This window comes from Bacillus clarus (assembly GCF_000746925.1).
Lineage (GTDB): Bacteria > Bacillota > Bacilli > Bacillales > Bacillaceae_G > Bacillus_A > Bacillus_A clarus.
Window position 1 is genome coordinate 4,382,161 of record NZ_JMQC01000008.1, and the last position, 15,654, is coordinate 4,397,814.

Consider the following 15,654-nt stretch of genomic DNA (forward strand, 5'->3'; position numbering starts at 1 on the left):
TATTTGAGGTGAATGCATGATAGAATTTAGGCGATTAGAAACTTGTTTAAAAGAAAAGAGATTCGTAGATGGATTGCAGAATATAAATAGTGAAATTGCACATATAAAAGAAAAGAATAGATTATCTTATGTGAAGGATTGGCTTTCTAGCGTTTCATCACATGAGGAATTTGATACGATAATTCGTTTGACAGATGAGGGGCTTATGCATCAATATAGCGCTTTTTTAATTCGCTATTCTTATAAGAGATTCCCAAATGTGAGAACGCTCTCTTTATATTGTGATGAGTTAATAGATGACCGGAAAATACTTGATGCGGAACAGTTATTAAAAGGTTCATTGGAAGAAATAAGTGAAAAAGAAATAGATGCTGATGTTTTAGCAAAAGCACATTTTACGTTAGTAAGATGTCTTTTAGAGATGAAACGAAATGAAGAAGCATTTGAACATATGAAAAAAGCCGAGGATTATAGTACGCGCCCGATTTTTGATAAATGGGGATACTTTTATATACAGACAGGAGAATGGGAGAAAGCAGAACAAGAGCTTATAGCTGGACTGAAACAGGAAGAAAGTGAAGAGTTATCTATTTATTTATTGTCACAGCTATATGCATATAGAGGAGAACAAAAACGGGCATTACAACTCATTAATGATGCGATAGAAAAATTTCCACAAGTACCTTATTTTTATTTTGAAAAGGTGAAGCATTTATTAGATTTACAGTGCTATGAAAAAATGCTCGCTGTAATAGATAAGATCAATAGCATACTGCCTTATCATTCTTATAAGGCATATTTTACACATTTACGTGCAGAAGCATTATATAAAATGAGTAAAGTTCAAGAATTACAAGCTTTATTAAAATCAGAAGTAAGTTTGAAGGATTCCTTATATCATAATATAGAAAAAAAACGGGATGGAAAGAAGGTACATGTACCGCTCATTCCGATTGTGCAAAAAGATAATTATTGCGTCCCAGCAAGTTTAGAGATGATGCTAGGATTATGGGGAGACAAACGTACGCAAGATGAAGTGGCCAATTATATATTTGATGTGACAGGCTCCAAGTTTTCAGATACTGTTACGTATTTAGAAGAGTTAGGTTATGAGTATCGTTATTTTAAAGGAAATGAGGAGAATTATAAAACATTACTGGATCAAGGTATTCCAGTTTTATTGAGTATTGATATTGAACATGCATCTCATGTGCAAGTTCTTTCTGGTTATGATGATGGGTTACAAGCGTTCATTATTCAAGATCCTAACTTTTTGGAACCGCTTTTCGTTGAGTATGAGAAGTTGCAGGAAAGATATTGTTATACGGATGGATTATCTATCGTGTTCGTACCGCAAGATAAAAAGGAGCAACTTTCATTTTTAGTAGAAGAAGAGAATACGTATTTTAAAACGCTCTTTTCTCTTACGGATCATTTAGGGGAGCAAGATAAAGAGGGAATTGAAAAACTCGTAGTATTTTTACAAGAGACAAGTGAAAATCCCTACACTTGGTTATATACAATTAAACATTTAGATGTTGAAGTGAATAAAGAGTTTATTCTATTCTGCACAGAAAAGCTAACAAAAATGTTTCCGGATTCTGATTTTGTAAAATTACATAGTGCGCAGTGCTTTATCCGTCTTCAAGATATGGAGAAAGCAGAGCACATGTTGCAAAGGGTTGAGAAGAAAAATAATCAAGCATTGTATCATTTTATAAGGGGACGTTATTCTTTTGAGCAAGAGGACTATATAGAGGCGATTTCTAGTTTTCGTTCATCTTTGCAATTGGATACTGATCAGCCGGTTGTGTGGAGCTTCTTAGCGTTATCGTACATGTATATGGATCAATCAGAACAAGGAATAGAATATTCTAAAACCGCTGTAGAGCGTCATCCAGAAAGATTTACGCTTGTAAATCACGGTTTGATTTTAATGGATTTAGAACGTTTTGAAGAAGCGTATCACATCTTTAATGACTTATTGAAAGAATATAAATATGAAGCACACATATGGTATGAACGAGCAAGGTGCGCACATCATTTAGGAAAAACATATTTAGCGATAAAAGGTCTTAAAGTAGCGATTCAATTAGATAAAACCGCACCATATTTATATACAAAGCTCTCAGAAATATATGAATCAGATTTAGATGATGAAAATGGTATGAAAGAAATTTTATTACAAGGCATTCAAAATTGTGAAGATCGGGCACCTTTATATGTTCGATTAGGAGATTTGCATTTTCAAAATGACGAACTTGAAGAAGCTGAAGCTATATATAAGCGTTCTTTAGAAGAAAATAATGAAGATGTATATTCTCATTTTGGTTTAATTCAAGTTTATATGGCAAAGGAACAACATGAGGATGCTAAAAACTATATTGTTAGTATCGAACAGCAATTTGAAGACAATCAAGATTTCCTTATGAATGCTGGCATGGTGCTATGGGATGCTGAAATTGCGTTAGGCGGGAATGAAAATGAGCTAAAACTTGCACTTTCTAAATTAGAGCACGGTATACGAAGCGTATACTCTAATATAGCGAGCGTGTTAGATGAGTATGTAAATCGGATAAAAGACACCGCTTTTGTACAACGAGGCATTGCGTTTTTAAGAACGTTAGAAAAAGAGAAAACGGAAGTGATTGAATACGGTTGTTACGCTGGTATTTTATATGAATCTATTGGACAGCATGATCAGGCGATAAAACGATATAATGATGCACTTAAGAAAAAACAGGATGCATTGCCATATTTCCGTATCGGTGAAACATTCATGGCATTAGGGCAATTTCAAGAAGCGAAGCATGCATATGAAGCATGTTTAGAAATGGATGAGAATTTCATTGGTGTACATTTGCAACTTGCAGAAATATACGAAAAAGAAGAGAATCGTTTGAAAGAACAAAGTCATATGGTCCAGGCGATGAAAGAAGAGCCATTACATATAAATATGGAATATTTGGTGCAGCTTTCAGTAGAAATGAATCTCCAAGAAGAATTGCTAGTTGAATTAGAAAAATTAACGGGAGAAGTACCTGAAATATGGCGTTTAGATGCGATTGCATACGTATATGGTGCGATGAATGAAGTAGATAAAGAAAAAGAATATATCGAATATGCGATGAAAATAGATGAAGAACATGTGGAAGTACTATATCATTATGCGAAAGTACTTGTTAAAAAACACAATGCAGAAGCCATTGGTGTTGCATTGAAAGTAATGCAGAAAGATTTGGAAAGTGAACGTATATTTGATGTATACGTAAAAGCGATGGATCAACATAAAAAATTATCTAAAATACGAGACGCTCTTCATACGTTGAAAGTGAAGAAGGTAGAACGAAGTACAGCATTTATGTATGCGGCATCTGCAGTTGCAGAAATGTTAGGGGAGCGACAGCAAAATGAGCAGCCGAAAGGATCTATTTTTACAAGAGCGTTTTATCGTATGAAAAATCGTGCGAAAGAAATTTCAATGGTTACGATTATTATTGACTTATTTGAACTCTCTTTAAAATTAAATGCCGAAAATAGTATGGCAGCTCAGCGATTGGCGATATTTTATGAGAATGCAACAATGAATAAAGAGGCGATAGAAGTATTACAAACATCGTTAGAAAACAAGTGGAATTATGACGTAGCGAAGCAACTGGTAAATCTTTTCATTGAGTGCGAAGAAGAAGAAATGTTACGAGATGCATTTGAATTGACGAAGCAAATGGTTAGAGAGCAACCGGATGATTATGACACGCTCCTTTTACAAGCAAATGTATTATTTATGATTGGAGAAGAACAAGAAGCAGAAAAAATTTGCTTACAATTAGTTGAAAAAACACCGTTTGTAAGTAGAGGATTTCTAACTTTAGCAAAAATATACCAAAGTCAAAGTAAGTTCGAAGAGGCAATTCAATTACTAGAAGACGCGTCTTTACATCATCCGAATGAAACTGCACTTCGTCTTTCTTTAGCCGCTTCTTATCATCAGATTGGGCGAACGAAAAAGGCAGAAATAATAACAAATGAAATATTGTCATTCGATGCTACAGACTTGCTAGCTCGATATAACCGTGCTTGTTATTTAGCGGCATTAAGCCAAAATGAAGAAGCAAAAGAGGAACTTGAAATTGTACTTCGTGAAGATGAAACTGGATTTTTTGCGAATATTGCGGAAGAAGATGAAGATTTAGCGGCAGTGTGGGTAATGATAAAATAATGGAAATGATATATGGTATATATATCGAGAAATAAGGAAAGAAATAAAAACATATTTTTGAATTGGTTGACAATTAATTGTTAAATGGCATAAAATAACTTTTAATAAAGTATACAAATCTGAAGACGAGAAAGAGTAAAATAATGAGCTGTTCTCCAGAGAGCCGGTATATTGCTGAAAGCCGGCGTGCAGACGTTATTTGAAAATCATCTCCGAGGAGCCGTGGCTGAATAGAGTAAGCTCGGACGGATGTCTACCGTTACAAAGAACGCGTATGTTAGTACGTTGCTAAGTGCTATTGGCTTAAAGCGAATAGAATTAGGGTGGTAACGCGGGTAAACCCGTCCCTATTTCATAGGGACGGGTTTTTTGTGTGCTTTTTAAATATTTTAAAGGAGTGATTGTATATGGAAAAGGTAGATGTAAAAGAATCAGCTGTCGGGAGAGAAACACGGATTCGCAAGCAGTGGAACGAACAAAATATCTTCGAGCAATCAATTCGGAATCGAGAAGGCGCACAGTCTTTTGTGTTTTATGAAGGACCACCAACAGCAAATGGATTACCACACGTTGGTCATGCACTTGGACGAACGATTAAAGATTTAGTAGCGAGATATAAAACCATGGCTGGATATAAAGTACTAAGAAAAGCGGGTTGGGATACACATGGATTACCGGTTGAATTAGGAGTCGAAAAGCAACTTGGCATTTCTGGTAAACATGAAATTGAAGAGTACGGAATTGAACCGTTTATTCAAAAATGTAAAGAAAGTGTATTCACATATGAGAAGCAGTGGCGTGAATTTACAGAGAGTATCGGCTATTGGGTTGATATGGATGATCCGTACGTTACTTTAGAGAACTCATACATTGAAAGTGTATGGCATATTTTAGGGACAATTCATGAAAAAGGTTTGTTATATAAAGGTCATAGAGTGTCACCGTATTGCCCGAGTTGTCAAACTTCGCTTAGTTCACATGAGGTAGCTCAAGGGTATAAAACGGTAAAAGATTTAAGTGCGACAGTTAAGTTCAAAGTAATAGATAGTGAGAATGAATATTTTCTTGGCTGGACGACAACACCATGGACTCTTCCAGCGAATGTAGCACTTGCTGTACATCCGAATATGGAGTATGTAAAAGCACACCAAGATGGTTCCGTATACATTGTTGCGAAAGATCGTGTACAAGAAGTACTAAAACAAGATTATGAAGTAGTGTCTGTTCATAAAGGAGAAGAATTGTTAGGCACAGCATATACCGCACCATTTCCTATGAAAGAAGTTACGAATGGTTATCGTGTTATTGCGGCAGATTTCGTTACAGCAGATAGTGGAACCGGGCTTGTTCATATCGCTCCGGCATATGGAGAAGATGACTATAGAGTTGTCCAGAATCAAGGTTTGTCATTCCTCCATGTCGTAAATGAGAAAGGTGAATATACAGAAGCAGTTCCATTTTTACAAGGGAAATTTGTAAAAGACTGTGACGTTGATATCGTCCGTTATTTAGCTAAGGAAGGATTGCTGTATCATAAAGAAAAATATGAGCATAGCTACCCGCATTGTTGGCGTTGTGATTCACCACTACTGTATTATGCAGGAGAAAGTTGGTTGATTCGGACGACTGCAATTAAGGAAACATTCCTAAAGAATAACGATACTGTCACATGGTATCCGGATCATATGAAACATGGACGATTTGGGAAGTTTTTAGAAAATATGGTGGACTGGAATATTAGTCGGAACCGGTATTGGGGAACACCTTTAAACGTATGGGAATGCGAAAGTTGTGACCATCAATTTGCACCAAAGAGCATTGCTGAATTAAGAAAGCATAGCGTAGGAGAGACAGCTGAAGACTTAGAACTGCATAAACCATATGTAGATGAACTAAAGGTGTGTTGTGAAAAATGTGGCAGCTCAATGAGTCGTACACCAGAAGTAATCGATGTTTGGTTTGATAGTGGTTCGATGCCGTTTGCACAATATCATTATCCGTTTGAAAATAAGGAGCTTTTTGAAGAACAATTTCCAGCAGATGTAATTGCGGAAGGAATAGACCAAACGCGCGGCTGGTTTTATAGTTTATTAGCAGTATCAGCTTTATACACAGGAAAAGTACCATATAAACGAGTATTATCACTTGGGCATGTACTAGATGAAGAAGGACAGAAAATGTCGAAAAGTAAAGGGAACGCGCTAGATCCAGTAGATTTAGTGAAGAAGTTCGGTGCAGATGCACTGCGATGGGCTCTTCTCGTGGATAGTGCTCCATGGAACGCGAAGCGCTTTTCTGAAAGAACGGTACAAGAGGCGAAATCAAAGCTTGTAGATACATTAGTCAATGTGTATAGTTTCTACGTTTTATATGCGAATTTAGATAACTATAATCCGAAAGAGACGTATGAAGTAAAGTATACGAAATTAGATGAGTGGGTGTTATCACGCCTGCATAGTACAACAAAAAAAGTAAGAACTGCACTCGAGGATTATCAATTTACGAATGCTGCTCGAGAAATTGCCGCACTTGTAGATGAAGTGAGTAACTGGTATGTAAGACGTTCACGTAATCGTTTTTGGGAATCTGGTATGAATCCTGAAAAGGCAGCTGCGTATGAAACACTTCATGAAGTACTCGTTACAATTAGCAAATTGATTGCTCCATTTACTCCGTTTGTGGCAGAGGATATACATCTTAATTTAGAAGGTAGTAGTGTTCATTTAACAGACTATCCAGTTGTGGATGAGGCGTTTATTCATGAAAAACTAGAAGAAGAAATGGATGCTGTTTTACAAGTTGTTGAACTTGGACGAAGCAATCGAAATCAGCATTCATTAAAAGTAAAACAGCCACTGGCAGAACTCGTATTACTACAGCATCAGGAGAAGAATATAGACTGGGAATCTTATCGTGATATCGTTAAGGATGAGCTAAATGTTAAAGCATTCCATGTCGAATTAGATGAAACGAAATATACATCATACCAATTGAAGTTGAATTTTAAAACAGCAGGACCGAAATTCGGAAAGAATGTGAATGCGGTAAACGGGTGGCTAAAACAATTATCGCAAGAAGAAGTACAACATTTTGTTTCAACTGAAAAAGCAGTATATCAACTCGCATCAGGAGAAGAAATTGTTGTAACAGTTGAAGATGTAGTAGTAGAAAAAGTAGCAAAAACAGGATTTTCTAATACGACAAATGGACAATATACAGTTATGTTAGATACGAATGTGACTGAGGAATTATTACAAGAGGGCGTAGCTCGTGAATTCATTCGCGCGATGCAAGAATATCGGAAACAATTGAATTTACCAGTTAACTTGCGCGTTGATGTTATTCTTGATACAGAGGATGAATTACAGAACACATTAACAAAACATAAAGAGCTCTTAGAAGAAAACTTACTGGTAAAACAATTTAAATTTGCTGACTTAACGAAAGACGAAGATGAGCTTTTCTTAGGTGAAACAAAGGTTCGAATCAAATTGAGCCCAGCTAGTTAAAGGAAAGGAAGTTGGAATGCTGCATTCCAACGATTCCCCCAGTATGGTCTAGGCGATGTAAAATATACGAAAATTATTGAAACGATAACGAAAGCTTAAAGCTTTCGTTATCGTTTTTTTTTTAGAAGTTACTGTATATAGGAAATTCAAAATAGCTTTTTTATATACAGAAAAAACTTTCGAAAGTATTGAGCTGATTTCATACTAAAATATTGAGAAAATCTTACTTATACGAATTGGGATGAAAATGAAAAGGTAATATAACGGACTGTATAGAATTACTCGTAGATTCAATTTTTATTAGGGGAGTGGTTCGATTGTTTAACAAAAAAGTGATGGCAGTGGCAATGACAATTCCATTTGTGCTAGGAACGATTTCTACTGTTTCGGCATTAGAGGAAAAGCAGCAAGTAAAATTAGAAGGGTATTCACCTCAGAAGAAAGCAACTGAATACTTAAAAGCAAATGCAGATCAGTATGGATTAAAGACAGATCTATCAGACTTACAATATGTTTCAACAACAGACACACAAGTAGCTTCATATGTTAGGTTTCAACAAGTAGTCAATGGTGCACCTGTATTTTCAAAACAAATAACAGTGACTCTTAATGGGGCAGGCCAAGGAGTACTTGCAGTTTCAGATTATCAGCCTGTTCAAACAGTGAAAGAAATAAAGCAAAAAATTAGTGAAAAAGATGCCGAGCAAAAATCGATGGCGTATGTTGGCGGAGAAAGTGAACAAAATTTATGGGCTCCAACAATGAAAGAATTCGGGTATATCGTGGAAGAGGGAATTGCAATCCCGGTATATAAAGTTGTTGTCCATTCAAATAAACCATTTGGTGCATGGGAAACATTCGTTGATGCTGAGAGTGGAAAATTAATTAAGAAAGTTGATATAAACCGTAAAGCTGAAGGGACAGGCAAAGTGTTTTTACCGAATCCAGTAGTATCAAGTGGTAGTACAGCTGGATTAAAAGATAATAATGATGCTGATTCAACAGCATTAAACAATCAGCTAAAAACAGTTACGTTAAAAGGGTTAGATGGTATGGGCTTTTTAATTGGTGAATATGTCACGATTTCTTCAAAAGCAAATACGAAATCTCAAGCTCTTCAATTTAACTATACACGCGCAAATGATAGTTTTGAGGATGTTATGTCCTATTATCATATCGATACATTACAACGTTATATTCAAGGTTTAGGCTTTAAAAATATTAATAATCGCTCAATAAAAGTGAATGTAAATGGTACGACTGATGATAACTCTTTCTATTCTCCATCTACGAAAGCATTAACATTTGGTACTGGTGGAGTAGATGATGCTGAGGATGCGGGTATTATCGCACATGAATATGGGCATTCCATTCAAGATAATCAAGTTCCAGGATTCGGAAGCTCGGCAGAAGGCGGAGCGATGGGAGAAGGGTTTGGAGATTTCTTAGGTGCAACTTATGAAGATGCTGTATCAACAACGGGATATGGAAAAGCATGTGTCGGCGAATGGGATGCTACTGCTTATTCTAGTTCAAATCCAACATGCTTACGCAGACTAGATAATAATAAAGTTTATCCGAAAGACATTACAAATGAAGTGCATGATGATGGGGAAATTTGGGCTCAAGGTGAATATGAAATGGCTCAAGCTTTCGGACGTGATGTAGCGACAAAAATTATTTTACAATCACATTGGTCATTAACTCCAAACGCTAAATTCCGTGATGGAGCGAAAGCAATTAAACAAGCGGATGCTCTTTTATATGGTGGTCAACACGCTGCTGAGATCGACCGGATTTGGTTGGCGAGAGGAATTAGTACAAACTAAATAAAAAAGCCGTGATGTTATATTCATCACGGCTCTTTTTTAGGTGAAATAAGATATTTTTCGAGAGTAGGTTATTTATTCGTATCTTTAAAAACAAAATGCTCTTTAAACTTTCTTCCTTCTATTTTTTGCCCATTTCGCATTGCACGGAAAGGGTGTTCTTGCCACGTAATCATGACATCAATTTCATCTGCTTTAACGGAAACAGGGAAATTACCGTGTTCTAATCCTGTTTTTCCACTTGCTAATCGGCCTTCTTTTGTAGAAAAAAGTTCATATTTTGTTTTCGTATTTGGTTCGTTGCGAAACACTTCAGCTTGTACGTTATATACTTCATTCTTGCCAATATTCTTTACAGAGAAATGATATGTTTGAAAAACATCTTTCTTAGGCTGAAGCATATTTTTATTTGCTTTTTTCACTTCATCAATATTTACTTGCCATTGTTTAGATTTTTGTGAGGCAGGTAAAGACTTTGGCGAATAAGCATATACTTGATTCACTACTAGTATGCATAATAGTAAAAGGAAGAAGCTTATCGTTTTTTTCATGTGAAGACCTCCAAAAGAAATTTACTAATAATATGTGTGGAAAAATATAGTTTTATGTAATTAAATGGTAATGAGAGGAGGGGGAATTATGATACAGAAGAAATTACGAGAGCTTGAGGAAAGTATAGGAGGAGAAGGTCTAGATACGGCGTTTTATAATCTTTCTATAAAGGGTGTATGTATTGATTCTAAAAATGATATTGTATTGTTAAAAGGTTCGCGTGGGATGGCTTTAGAAGAAATTGTACAAAGCTGGATATAATAAAAAAATCAGAAGATATTGAAAAAATGACTTGCATTTTATAAAAAGAAGAGATAGAATACTCTGTAAATATAAAAAGCGATGAACAGGAAAAGTACATGATGCAAGGGTCTATAGAGAGCAATCGGCTGCTGGAAAGATTGCGATACCGCATGATCGAAAGACACCTGTGAGCGTTGTTTTGAACGTGTTGATTAGTAAAAACAAACGGTACCTACCGTTATCAGGACTAAGATGGTCATTATGACAATTTGGGTGGTACCGCGGAAAAATCCGTCCCTATTTATAGGGGCGGATTTTTGTATTCTTTGAAAGGAGGTGAGTGATCGTGGATGATGACGATGACAACAATAATGTAAACAAATATAAAACTATTGGAGGGAAATGGAATGGATCAAATCATGAAGCGGTCGCTCATTCGTGAATGTACGGCGGGTAATGGAAAGGTTGTTTTATTGCAAGGCTGGGTGAAAAAAATTCGTCATTTAGGGAATGTTAGTTTTTTATTATTACGTGATCGAACAGGTGTCATTCAGTGTGTATTAGAAAAAGACTTAGCTGGATATAAAGTAGATGTGGAAAGTGTTGTTCAAATTGTTGGTGAAATAGTGGAAACAACGAAAACAGAGTTAGGTGTTGAATTGCTTGCACATGAAGTGAAGGTATTAAATACTTCGGAGCCACTTCCGTTTGAAGTGAACAAAAAAAAATTACAAGTTGGCTTAGATCAACTATTAAATGAGCGGGTTTTATCATTAAGACATGAGCGAATACAAGCAATTTTCACAGTGCAATCTGCGCTCGTTCAGGCATTTAGTGATTTCCTTATAGAGAACGATTTCACACGTATATTTACACCGAAAATCGTATCGCAAGGAGCAGAAGGGGGAGCGAATGTTTTTAAACTCCCATACTTTCAGAAAGAAGCATATTTAGCCCAATCACCTCAGTTTTATAAACAAATGATGGTAGCTGGAGGACTAGAACGTGTTTTTGAAGTTGCTCCTGTTTACCGGGCTGAACATCATAATTCTTCGCGTCATTTAAATGAATATATATCGTTAGACGTAGAGCTCGGTTTTATTACTGATTTTCATGAAGTAATGCTATTAGAAACAGATGTTTTACGTTATATGTTTCAACAAGTAGGAGAGAAGTGTGCAAAAGAACTACAACTTTTACAAGTTACAGTGCCGGTTATTACAGAAATTCCAAAAATTAAGCTGGTAGAAGCACAGCGTATTTTGAAAACGAAGTATCGAAAAGAATCACCAGTAGGGGATTTAGATACAGAAGGTGAAAAGTTACTAGGAAAATATGTGAAAGAAACGTACAATAGCGATTTCGTCTTCATCACACAGTATCCGAAAGAAGCGAGACCGATGTATACGATGCCGAATAAAGAGAATCCTGCTATTACTGATTCTTTCGACTTATTGTACAAAGGACTAGAAATCACATCAGGTGCACAGCGAATTCATAACTATGAAATGTTGCTTGCTTCCTTTAAAGAAAAAGGATTGCATCCAGAGAAATTTCAATCATATTTGGATACATTTTGCTACGGCTGTCCACCACATGGTGGATTTGGAATTGGATTAGAGCGAGTTGTATATAAGCTTTTAGAATTATCGAATGTTCGAGAAGCAAGTGCTTTTCCGAGAGATTGTACACGTCTTATTCCATAACACATAAGAACCCTTCGTTTTTGTAGAAGGGTTTTTTGTATATTTCAACATTTGATATTTTCTCTAAAAAAGAATAAGTAAAATTGATGCAGTTTTATTTTTTGGGGGTATAAAATAGAGGAAGGTGGGAGAAGGTTTGGAGATTAAAGTCAAACCTGAACAACTCGAACAAATTGCCAAAAACATATCAGAGATGCAAACGCACAGCCAGAGTATACAACAAAATCTCAATCAATCGATGTTTAGTATTCAAATGCAATGGCAAGGAGCGACGAGTCAGCGTTTTTACGGGGAATTTTACCACAATTAAATGACGTATATCATATTCATGTGAAGTTTACATAACCAATCATTACCGTAGTAGACAAAAAAGCTAGCTTCTTATCTTTTTTTAAATAAGAAGCTAGCTTTATCGTTTTGGGGGAGCAATAAAATATTAAGTTGATGGGCATGGGGGCCCCTTTTACAAATGTACATTGATTTTTGCGAAAAGATAGGTAAAGTAGCTAGTGGAAAAGATTTAGAACAAAGTGATGATATATATAATGTCAATGTTTTCTCACTAAGGTTTAATGGATTAAACAATTTGAGAAAACTTGCTGATTTACGAACTTGTGTAAGAACAAACCATAAATACTCTAAAAATGAGTTAAAAAGAATTCTCACTTTTTTATATAAAGAGAAGGGAAGAAGGCTCAAAACCAAAGAATCATTAGAGCATAAATTAAATGCAACAACTATTATGTGCTATTTCGAGACAACTAGTATGAATGCTAACATATACTGTAACGTTCAAATAAGAGAGGACAGGGGTTATGGATAATAGAAACGTATCATTAGCAACAACAAAGAAAGAAGAAAAAGGCAAAACAATAGTAGTATTTGAGTTTAACGATGTAGACTTATCAGAGAAACGCTATTTTGGAGATGGTTCATTAGAGAGTGAAGTAGCACTATCTCATAAGAAAGTATTAAAACTAGTTAATGTAAACTTAGATAGAGAAGAATACATTCCAGTAGGTCGTATTGACCGACTGTGGTTGGCGTAAAGGGGGTATTCAAATGATAACGGAAGTAAAGTCAAAGCATTTTAAACTAGAAGAAACAGACTTAGGAACAAAGATAAGCCTAAGAGACATTAAACTACACAATAAAATCCCAAACCCTATATTTCTTTTATTGGAACGTATGTCATTAGGAATGTTCTTTGTACCCTTCACATCTATACAGGTATCATTTGGACTATCCTATGCAGAGTATGTACGAGTAACATCTAAGTATTGTAAGGATGTATCAGAAATGGACCTCGTAGACCCTGATAACTTTGCTATTCCTTATCCGAGTGTAGGGGCATTGAAGGTAAACTTTATAGAAGGTATTACTTTCAAATTTAGTAACGAGAGAGACAAAGAATACTTAATAAAGAAAATGGACAAATCGTTAGATAGATTCCTTAATCAATAAACAAACAGAGGGGTATAATAGATGGAAACTAAGTTTTGGAGAACAGAAAAGGTAGAAAAAGGTACAAGAATCTTATTAAAAGAGAACTTAAACAATGTTCCAAAGACTATGATTATCTATTTCAAGAGACTAAAGGTAGCAGGTCTTTACTTATACCCTCTTACCTCTAGTCTGGTGAAATTGAGTGTAGACGAAAAAGAGTTCATAGACACACAAATTGACAAGTACGGATATATCATGAACTTAGAAGAAGTTGATTTTACAGACCACTCTATCCCCTACCCAGTAGTAGGGGTAATAAAGGTAAACTTCTCAAAAGGTATTGTAATAGAGTTTAGAAGAGATAAAGACGTAGTAAAATTAGTAGAACGGATGGATAAAGCAGTAGAAGAGTTACTAACAAGCAAATAAACAGGAGGAAATACATGGTTCAGATTAAGGTTACACCTGAAATGCTAGAAGAAGTCGCAAAACGGGCATATAGCACAAAACATGCGTTAGAATCAATACATAAAAATTTATGTAATCAAATTGACCACATGTGCTTCGTCTAATACAAAAAACTCCCCTCTCCATCTCAAGTAATTATGGAAGACAGCAATGGTAAAATTATTTCTGTATTTTCAAGAAAAGGTGGATAGCTTACTTATTGAAGGAGAAAATAATATGGATTACAAATTTGAAATACTTAGTACAGGTAGTTTAGTTATTAGATTACCAAAGGAACTCGATATTTTAGAAGCCTTTTTAAATGTAGAGGTATCTGAATTTGGCGATTGGATAGCAGAAGTTATAGAGAAAGTTTTAAACGAAACAAGTGATTATGAAAAGATAAGTGCGAACATTTTTGGAGCAGATGTTCGAAAAGATAAAACCGTCATATTCAACAAGTATGATGAGGATGAAATTGAAGATCCTCTTGAAATAGAAACTATTACATTACGAAATCTAATAGATATTTGGTTAAATGAACACAAAAGATTAACAACCGAAACCAAAAAATGTAAATTATGTTACATATAGTACCAAAAAGACCTCCTATTACAGGCGGTTTTCTTTTACCTTTATTCTATAGTCTAAATTAAAGAAGAGCTGTCTTTAATGATTTCTCCAGCATTGTATTAAAATCATTATACGTGTTCATTACCGTGCCAGATGGTTTATCAAGTTCTAGATAAGTACCATCAGATAAGTTTTTACAAAACCACGCAATACTTGAATCGCCAAAGAAAAGATATTCCTTTTGAAATTCATTTTCATACCAAATTTCATTCGTTTCTATAAATCCACAAATTTCTTCTTTTCTTTTTATTTCTAGCAAAGAAGGAGCAACACCATAAATAACTAGTCCACCAAAGTCTAAGCCATTTACAGTTTTAAGGTTAGTGGATATTCGACAGGAAAGACTAATGCACCTTTACCAGGTGAATTTACCAAATGAAGGAGGAACAAAAATGTATGAAAAAGTAGATGCAGTTTTATCTAAAAATAGTTCAGATAACTATTTTTATGATGATGAATTTATGTATGTACAAGAGTTATTAAACGACTTTACTGATAATGATTGGGAAAAGTTATTTCAAAATATAAAGGATAAAGATGGTAAATATAAAATTAGATTAGCTTACTGTATTGATGATGACTTAGGGATGAATGGCTTAAGATTATTATTAGATTTACTCAATGAAAATGATGAGGTGGTTGAATACGTAATAGATTCTTTACGTTCATTTAACAATGAAGAGTATAAAAGAATAATCGCTTCCAACAAGCAAATAGTAGATAAAGCAGAGAATCTACTGAAAAATGCGAGTTTGCCCGTTAAGAGAGTTTTAGAGGTGTTTTTAGAGCAAAATAAATAGTCTATTTTACTGATTTTAAAATTAGAGTGCCTTAACTAGTAAGAATACGCTCGCGATATGAAACTAATAACGTCGTAAGTTTTAACATAATACTTGACATGATATAAGGTGTCAAACTATTACTATAAAACTTACAAATTTAATGCTACTTAAAAACATATGAACTTAAAGCACTTGATTGTCTACCGAAGGCAATAAGTGCTTTTTCGTTTTAGTATAGAAGCGAAAATCGTATAATAAATGATAAGTTTATATTCTATTTCAGCAAAT

12 protein-coding genes, 3 pseudogenes and 2 other annotated features are annotated in these 15,654 nt (G+C 35.0%); of the genes and pseudogenes, 13 read left to right on the plus strand and 2 right to left on the minus strand.

Going from position 1 to position 15,654, the window contains the following annotated elements:
• Nucleotides 1–16 precede the first annotated feature (16 nt).
• From DJ93_RS23410 to DJ93_RS23420, 3 genes are all read left to right on the plus strand, one after another.
• The gene (locus tag DJ93_RS23410; RefSeq protein ID WP_042983486.1) at nt 17–4,219 is read left to right on the plus strand and encodes a bacteriocin-processing peptidase family protein; all 4,203 of its coding nucleotides are present in this window, start codon (nt 17–19) and stop codon (nt 4,217–4,219) included.
• A gap of 113 nt (nt 4,220–4,332) precedes the next feature.
• Nucleotides 4,333–4,571: a binding site (T-box leader), on the plus strand.
• 55 nt (nt 4,572–4,626) lie between these two features.
• Nucleotides 4,627–7,728, plus strand: a complete 3,102-nt coding sequence (gene ileS / locus DJ93_RS23415) for an isoleucine--tRNA ligase (RefSeq protein ID WP_042983487.1) — start codon at nt 4,627–4,629, stop codon at nt 7,726–7,728.
• Between the two features lie 317 nt (nt 7,729–8,045).
• On the plus strand, nt 8,046–9,557 hold the full coding sequence (locus DJ93_RS23420) for a M36 family metallopeptidase (protein ID WP_042983488.1): 1,512 nt from the start codon (nt 8,046–8,048) through the stop codon (nt 9,555–9,557).
• Between the two features lie 71 nt (nt 9,558–9,628).
• On the opposite strand, the gene DJ93_RS23425 is transcribed toward DJ93_RS23420, so the two are convergent.
• Entirely contained in the window at nt 9,629–10,108 is a 480-nt protein-coding gene (locus tag DJ93_RS23425; protein ID WP_042983489.1) for a hypothetical protein, read from the minus strand.
• Nucleotides 10,109–10,196: 88 nt separating this feature from the next.
• Between DJ93_RS23425 and DJ93_RS33330 the strand changes: the two genes are divergently transcribed.
• The 9 genes and pseudogenes from DJ93_RS33330 to DJ93_RS23465 all read left to right on the plus strand — a co-directional run bounded on the left by DJ93_RS33330 (nt 10,197) and on the right by DJ93_RS23465 (nt 14,545).
• Nucleotides 10,197–10,370 (plus strand): hypothetical protein, encoded by a 174-nt coding sequence (locus DJ93_RS33330; protein ID WP_181969210.1) that lies wholly within the window; start codon nt 10,197–10,199, stop codon nt 10,368–10,370.
• Nucleotides 10,371–10,442: 72 nt separating this feature from the next.
• Nucleotides 10,443–10,654, plus strand: a binding site (T-box leader).
• 105 nt (nt 10,655–10,759) lie between these two features.
• Nucleotides 10,760–12,058, plus strand: coding sequence for an aspartate--tRNA(Asn) ligase (aspS, locus tag DJ93_RS23430; RefSeq protein WP_042983490.1), 1,299 nt, complete (start codon nt 10,760–10,762; stop codon nt 12,056–12,058).
• Between the two features lie 136 nt (nt 12,059–12,194).
• A pseudogene (locus DJ93_RS23435) lies at nt 12,195–12,356 on the plus strand (WXG100 family type VII secretion target); the annotation flags it as partial.
• 171 nt (nt 12,357–12,527) lie between these two features.
• On the plus strand, nt 12,528–12,881 hold the full coding sequence (locus DJ93_RS23440; protein WP_042983493.1) for a hypothetical protein: 354 nt from the start codon (nt 12,528–12,530) through the stop codon (nt 12,879–12,881).
• Nucleotides 12,874–13,107: a hypothetical protein gene (locus tag DJ93_RS23445; RefSeq protein WP_042983494.1), complete on the plus strand. Its 234-nt coding sequence runs from the start codon at nt 12,874–12,876 to the stop codon at nt 13,105–13,107. Before DJ93_RS23440 ends, DJ93_RS23445 begins: the two co-directional genes overlap by 8 nt.
• Nucleotides 13,108–13,120: 13 nt before the next feature.
• Nucleotides 13,121–13,522, plus strand: a complete 402-nt coding sequence (locus DJ93_RS23450; protein WP_042983495.1) for a hypothetical protein — start codon at nt 13,121–13,123, stop codon at nt 13,520–13,522.
• A gap of 21 nt (nt 13,523–13,543) precedes the next feature.
• Nucleotides 13,544–13,933: a hypothetical protein gene (locus DJ93_RS23455; protein WP_042983496.1), complete on the plus strand. Its 390-nt coding sequence runs from the start codon at nt 13,544–13,546 to the stop codon at nt 13,931–13,933.
• A 14-nt stretch (nt 13,934–13,947) separates the two neighbouring features.
• Nucleotides 13,948–14,070: pseudogene (locus DJ93_RS32875) on the plus strand (WXG100 family type VII secretion target); the annotation flags it as partial.
• A gap of 118 nt (nt 14,071–14,188) precedes the next feature.
• Nucleotides 14,189–14,545 (plus strand): hypothetical protein, encoded by a 357-nt coding sequence (locus tag DJ93_RS23465; protein ID WP_042983497.1) that lies wholly within the window; start codon nt 14,189–14,191, stop codon nt 14,543–14,545.
• 58 nt (nt 14,546–14,603) lie between these two features.
• Here the strand turns inward: DJ93_RS23465 and DJ93_RS23470 are convergent.
• A pseudogene (locus DJ93_RS23470) lies at nt 14,604–14,903 on the minus strand (YrhA family protein); the annotation flags it as partial.
• 73 nt (nt 14,904–14,976) lie between these two features.
• On the opposite strand from DJ93_RS23470, the gene DJ93_RS23475 reads away from it, so the two are divergent.
• Nucleotides 14,977–15,384 carry a hypothetical protein gene (locus DJ93_RS23475; RefSeq protein ID WP_042983498.1) on the plus strand — a complete coding sequence of 136 codons (408 nt, stop codon included), beginning with the start codon at nt 14,977–14,979 and terminating at the stop codon, nt 15,382–15,384.
• The last annotated feature ends 270 nt before the right edge of the window (nt 15,385–15,654 follow it).

Excerpts from the sequence above, each read along its gene's own strand:
- DJ93_RS23465 (WP_042983497.1), top strand. The coding sequence starts at position 14,189 with ATGGATTACAAATTTGAAATACTTAGTACAGGTAGTTTAGTTATTAGA.
- DJ93_RS23440 (WP_042983493.1), top strand. The coding sequence starts at position 12,528 with ATGTACATTGATTTTTGCGAAAAGATAGGTAAAGTAGCTAGTGGAAAA.
- DJ93_RS23445 (WP_042983494.1), top strand. The coding sequence starts at position 12,874 with ATGGATAATAGAAACGTATCATTAGCAACAACAAAGAAAGAAGAAAAA.
- DJ93_RS23455 (WP_042983496.1), top strand. The coding sequence starts at position 13,544 with ATGGAAACTAAGTTTTGGAGAACAGAAAAGGTAGAAAAAGGTACAAGA.
- DJ93_RS23450 (WP_042983495.1), top strand. The coding sequence starts at position 13,121 with ATGATAACGGAAGTAAAGTCAAAGCATTTTAAACTAGAAGAAACAGAC.
- DJ93_RS33330 (WP_181969210.1), top strand. The coding sequence starts at position 10,197 with ATGATACAGAAGAAATTACGAGAGCTTGAGGAAAGTATAGGAGGAGAA.
- DJ93_RS23425 (WP_042983489.1), bottom strand. The coding sequence starts at position 10,108 with ATGAAAAAAACGATAAGCTTCTTCCTTTTACTATTATGCATACTAGTA.
- ileS (WP_042983487.1), top strand. The coding sequence starts at position 4,627 with ATGGAAAAGGTAGATGTAAAAGAATCAGCTGTCGGGAGAGAAACACGG.
- DJ93_RS23410 (WP_042983486.1), top strand. The coding sequence starts at position 17 with ATGATAGAATTTAGGCGATTAGAAACTTGTTTAAAAGAAAAGAGATTC.
- aspS (WP_042983490.1), top strand. The coding sequence starts at position 10,760 with ATGGATCAAATCATGAAGCGGTCGCTCATTCGTGAATGTACGGCGGGT.
- DJ93_RS23475 (WP_042983498.1), top strand. The coding sequence starts at position 14,977 with ATGTATGAAAAAGTAGATGCAGTTTTATCTAAAAATAGTTCAGATAAC.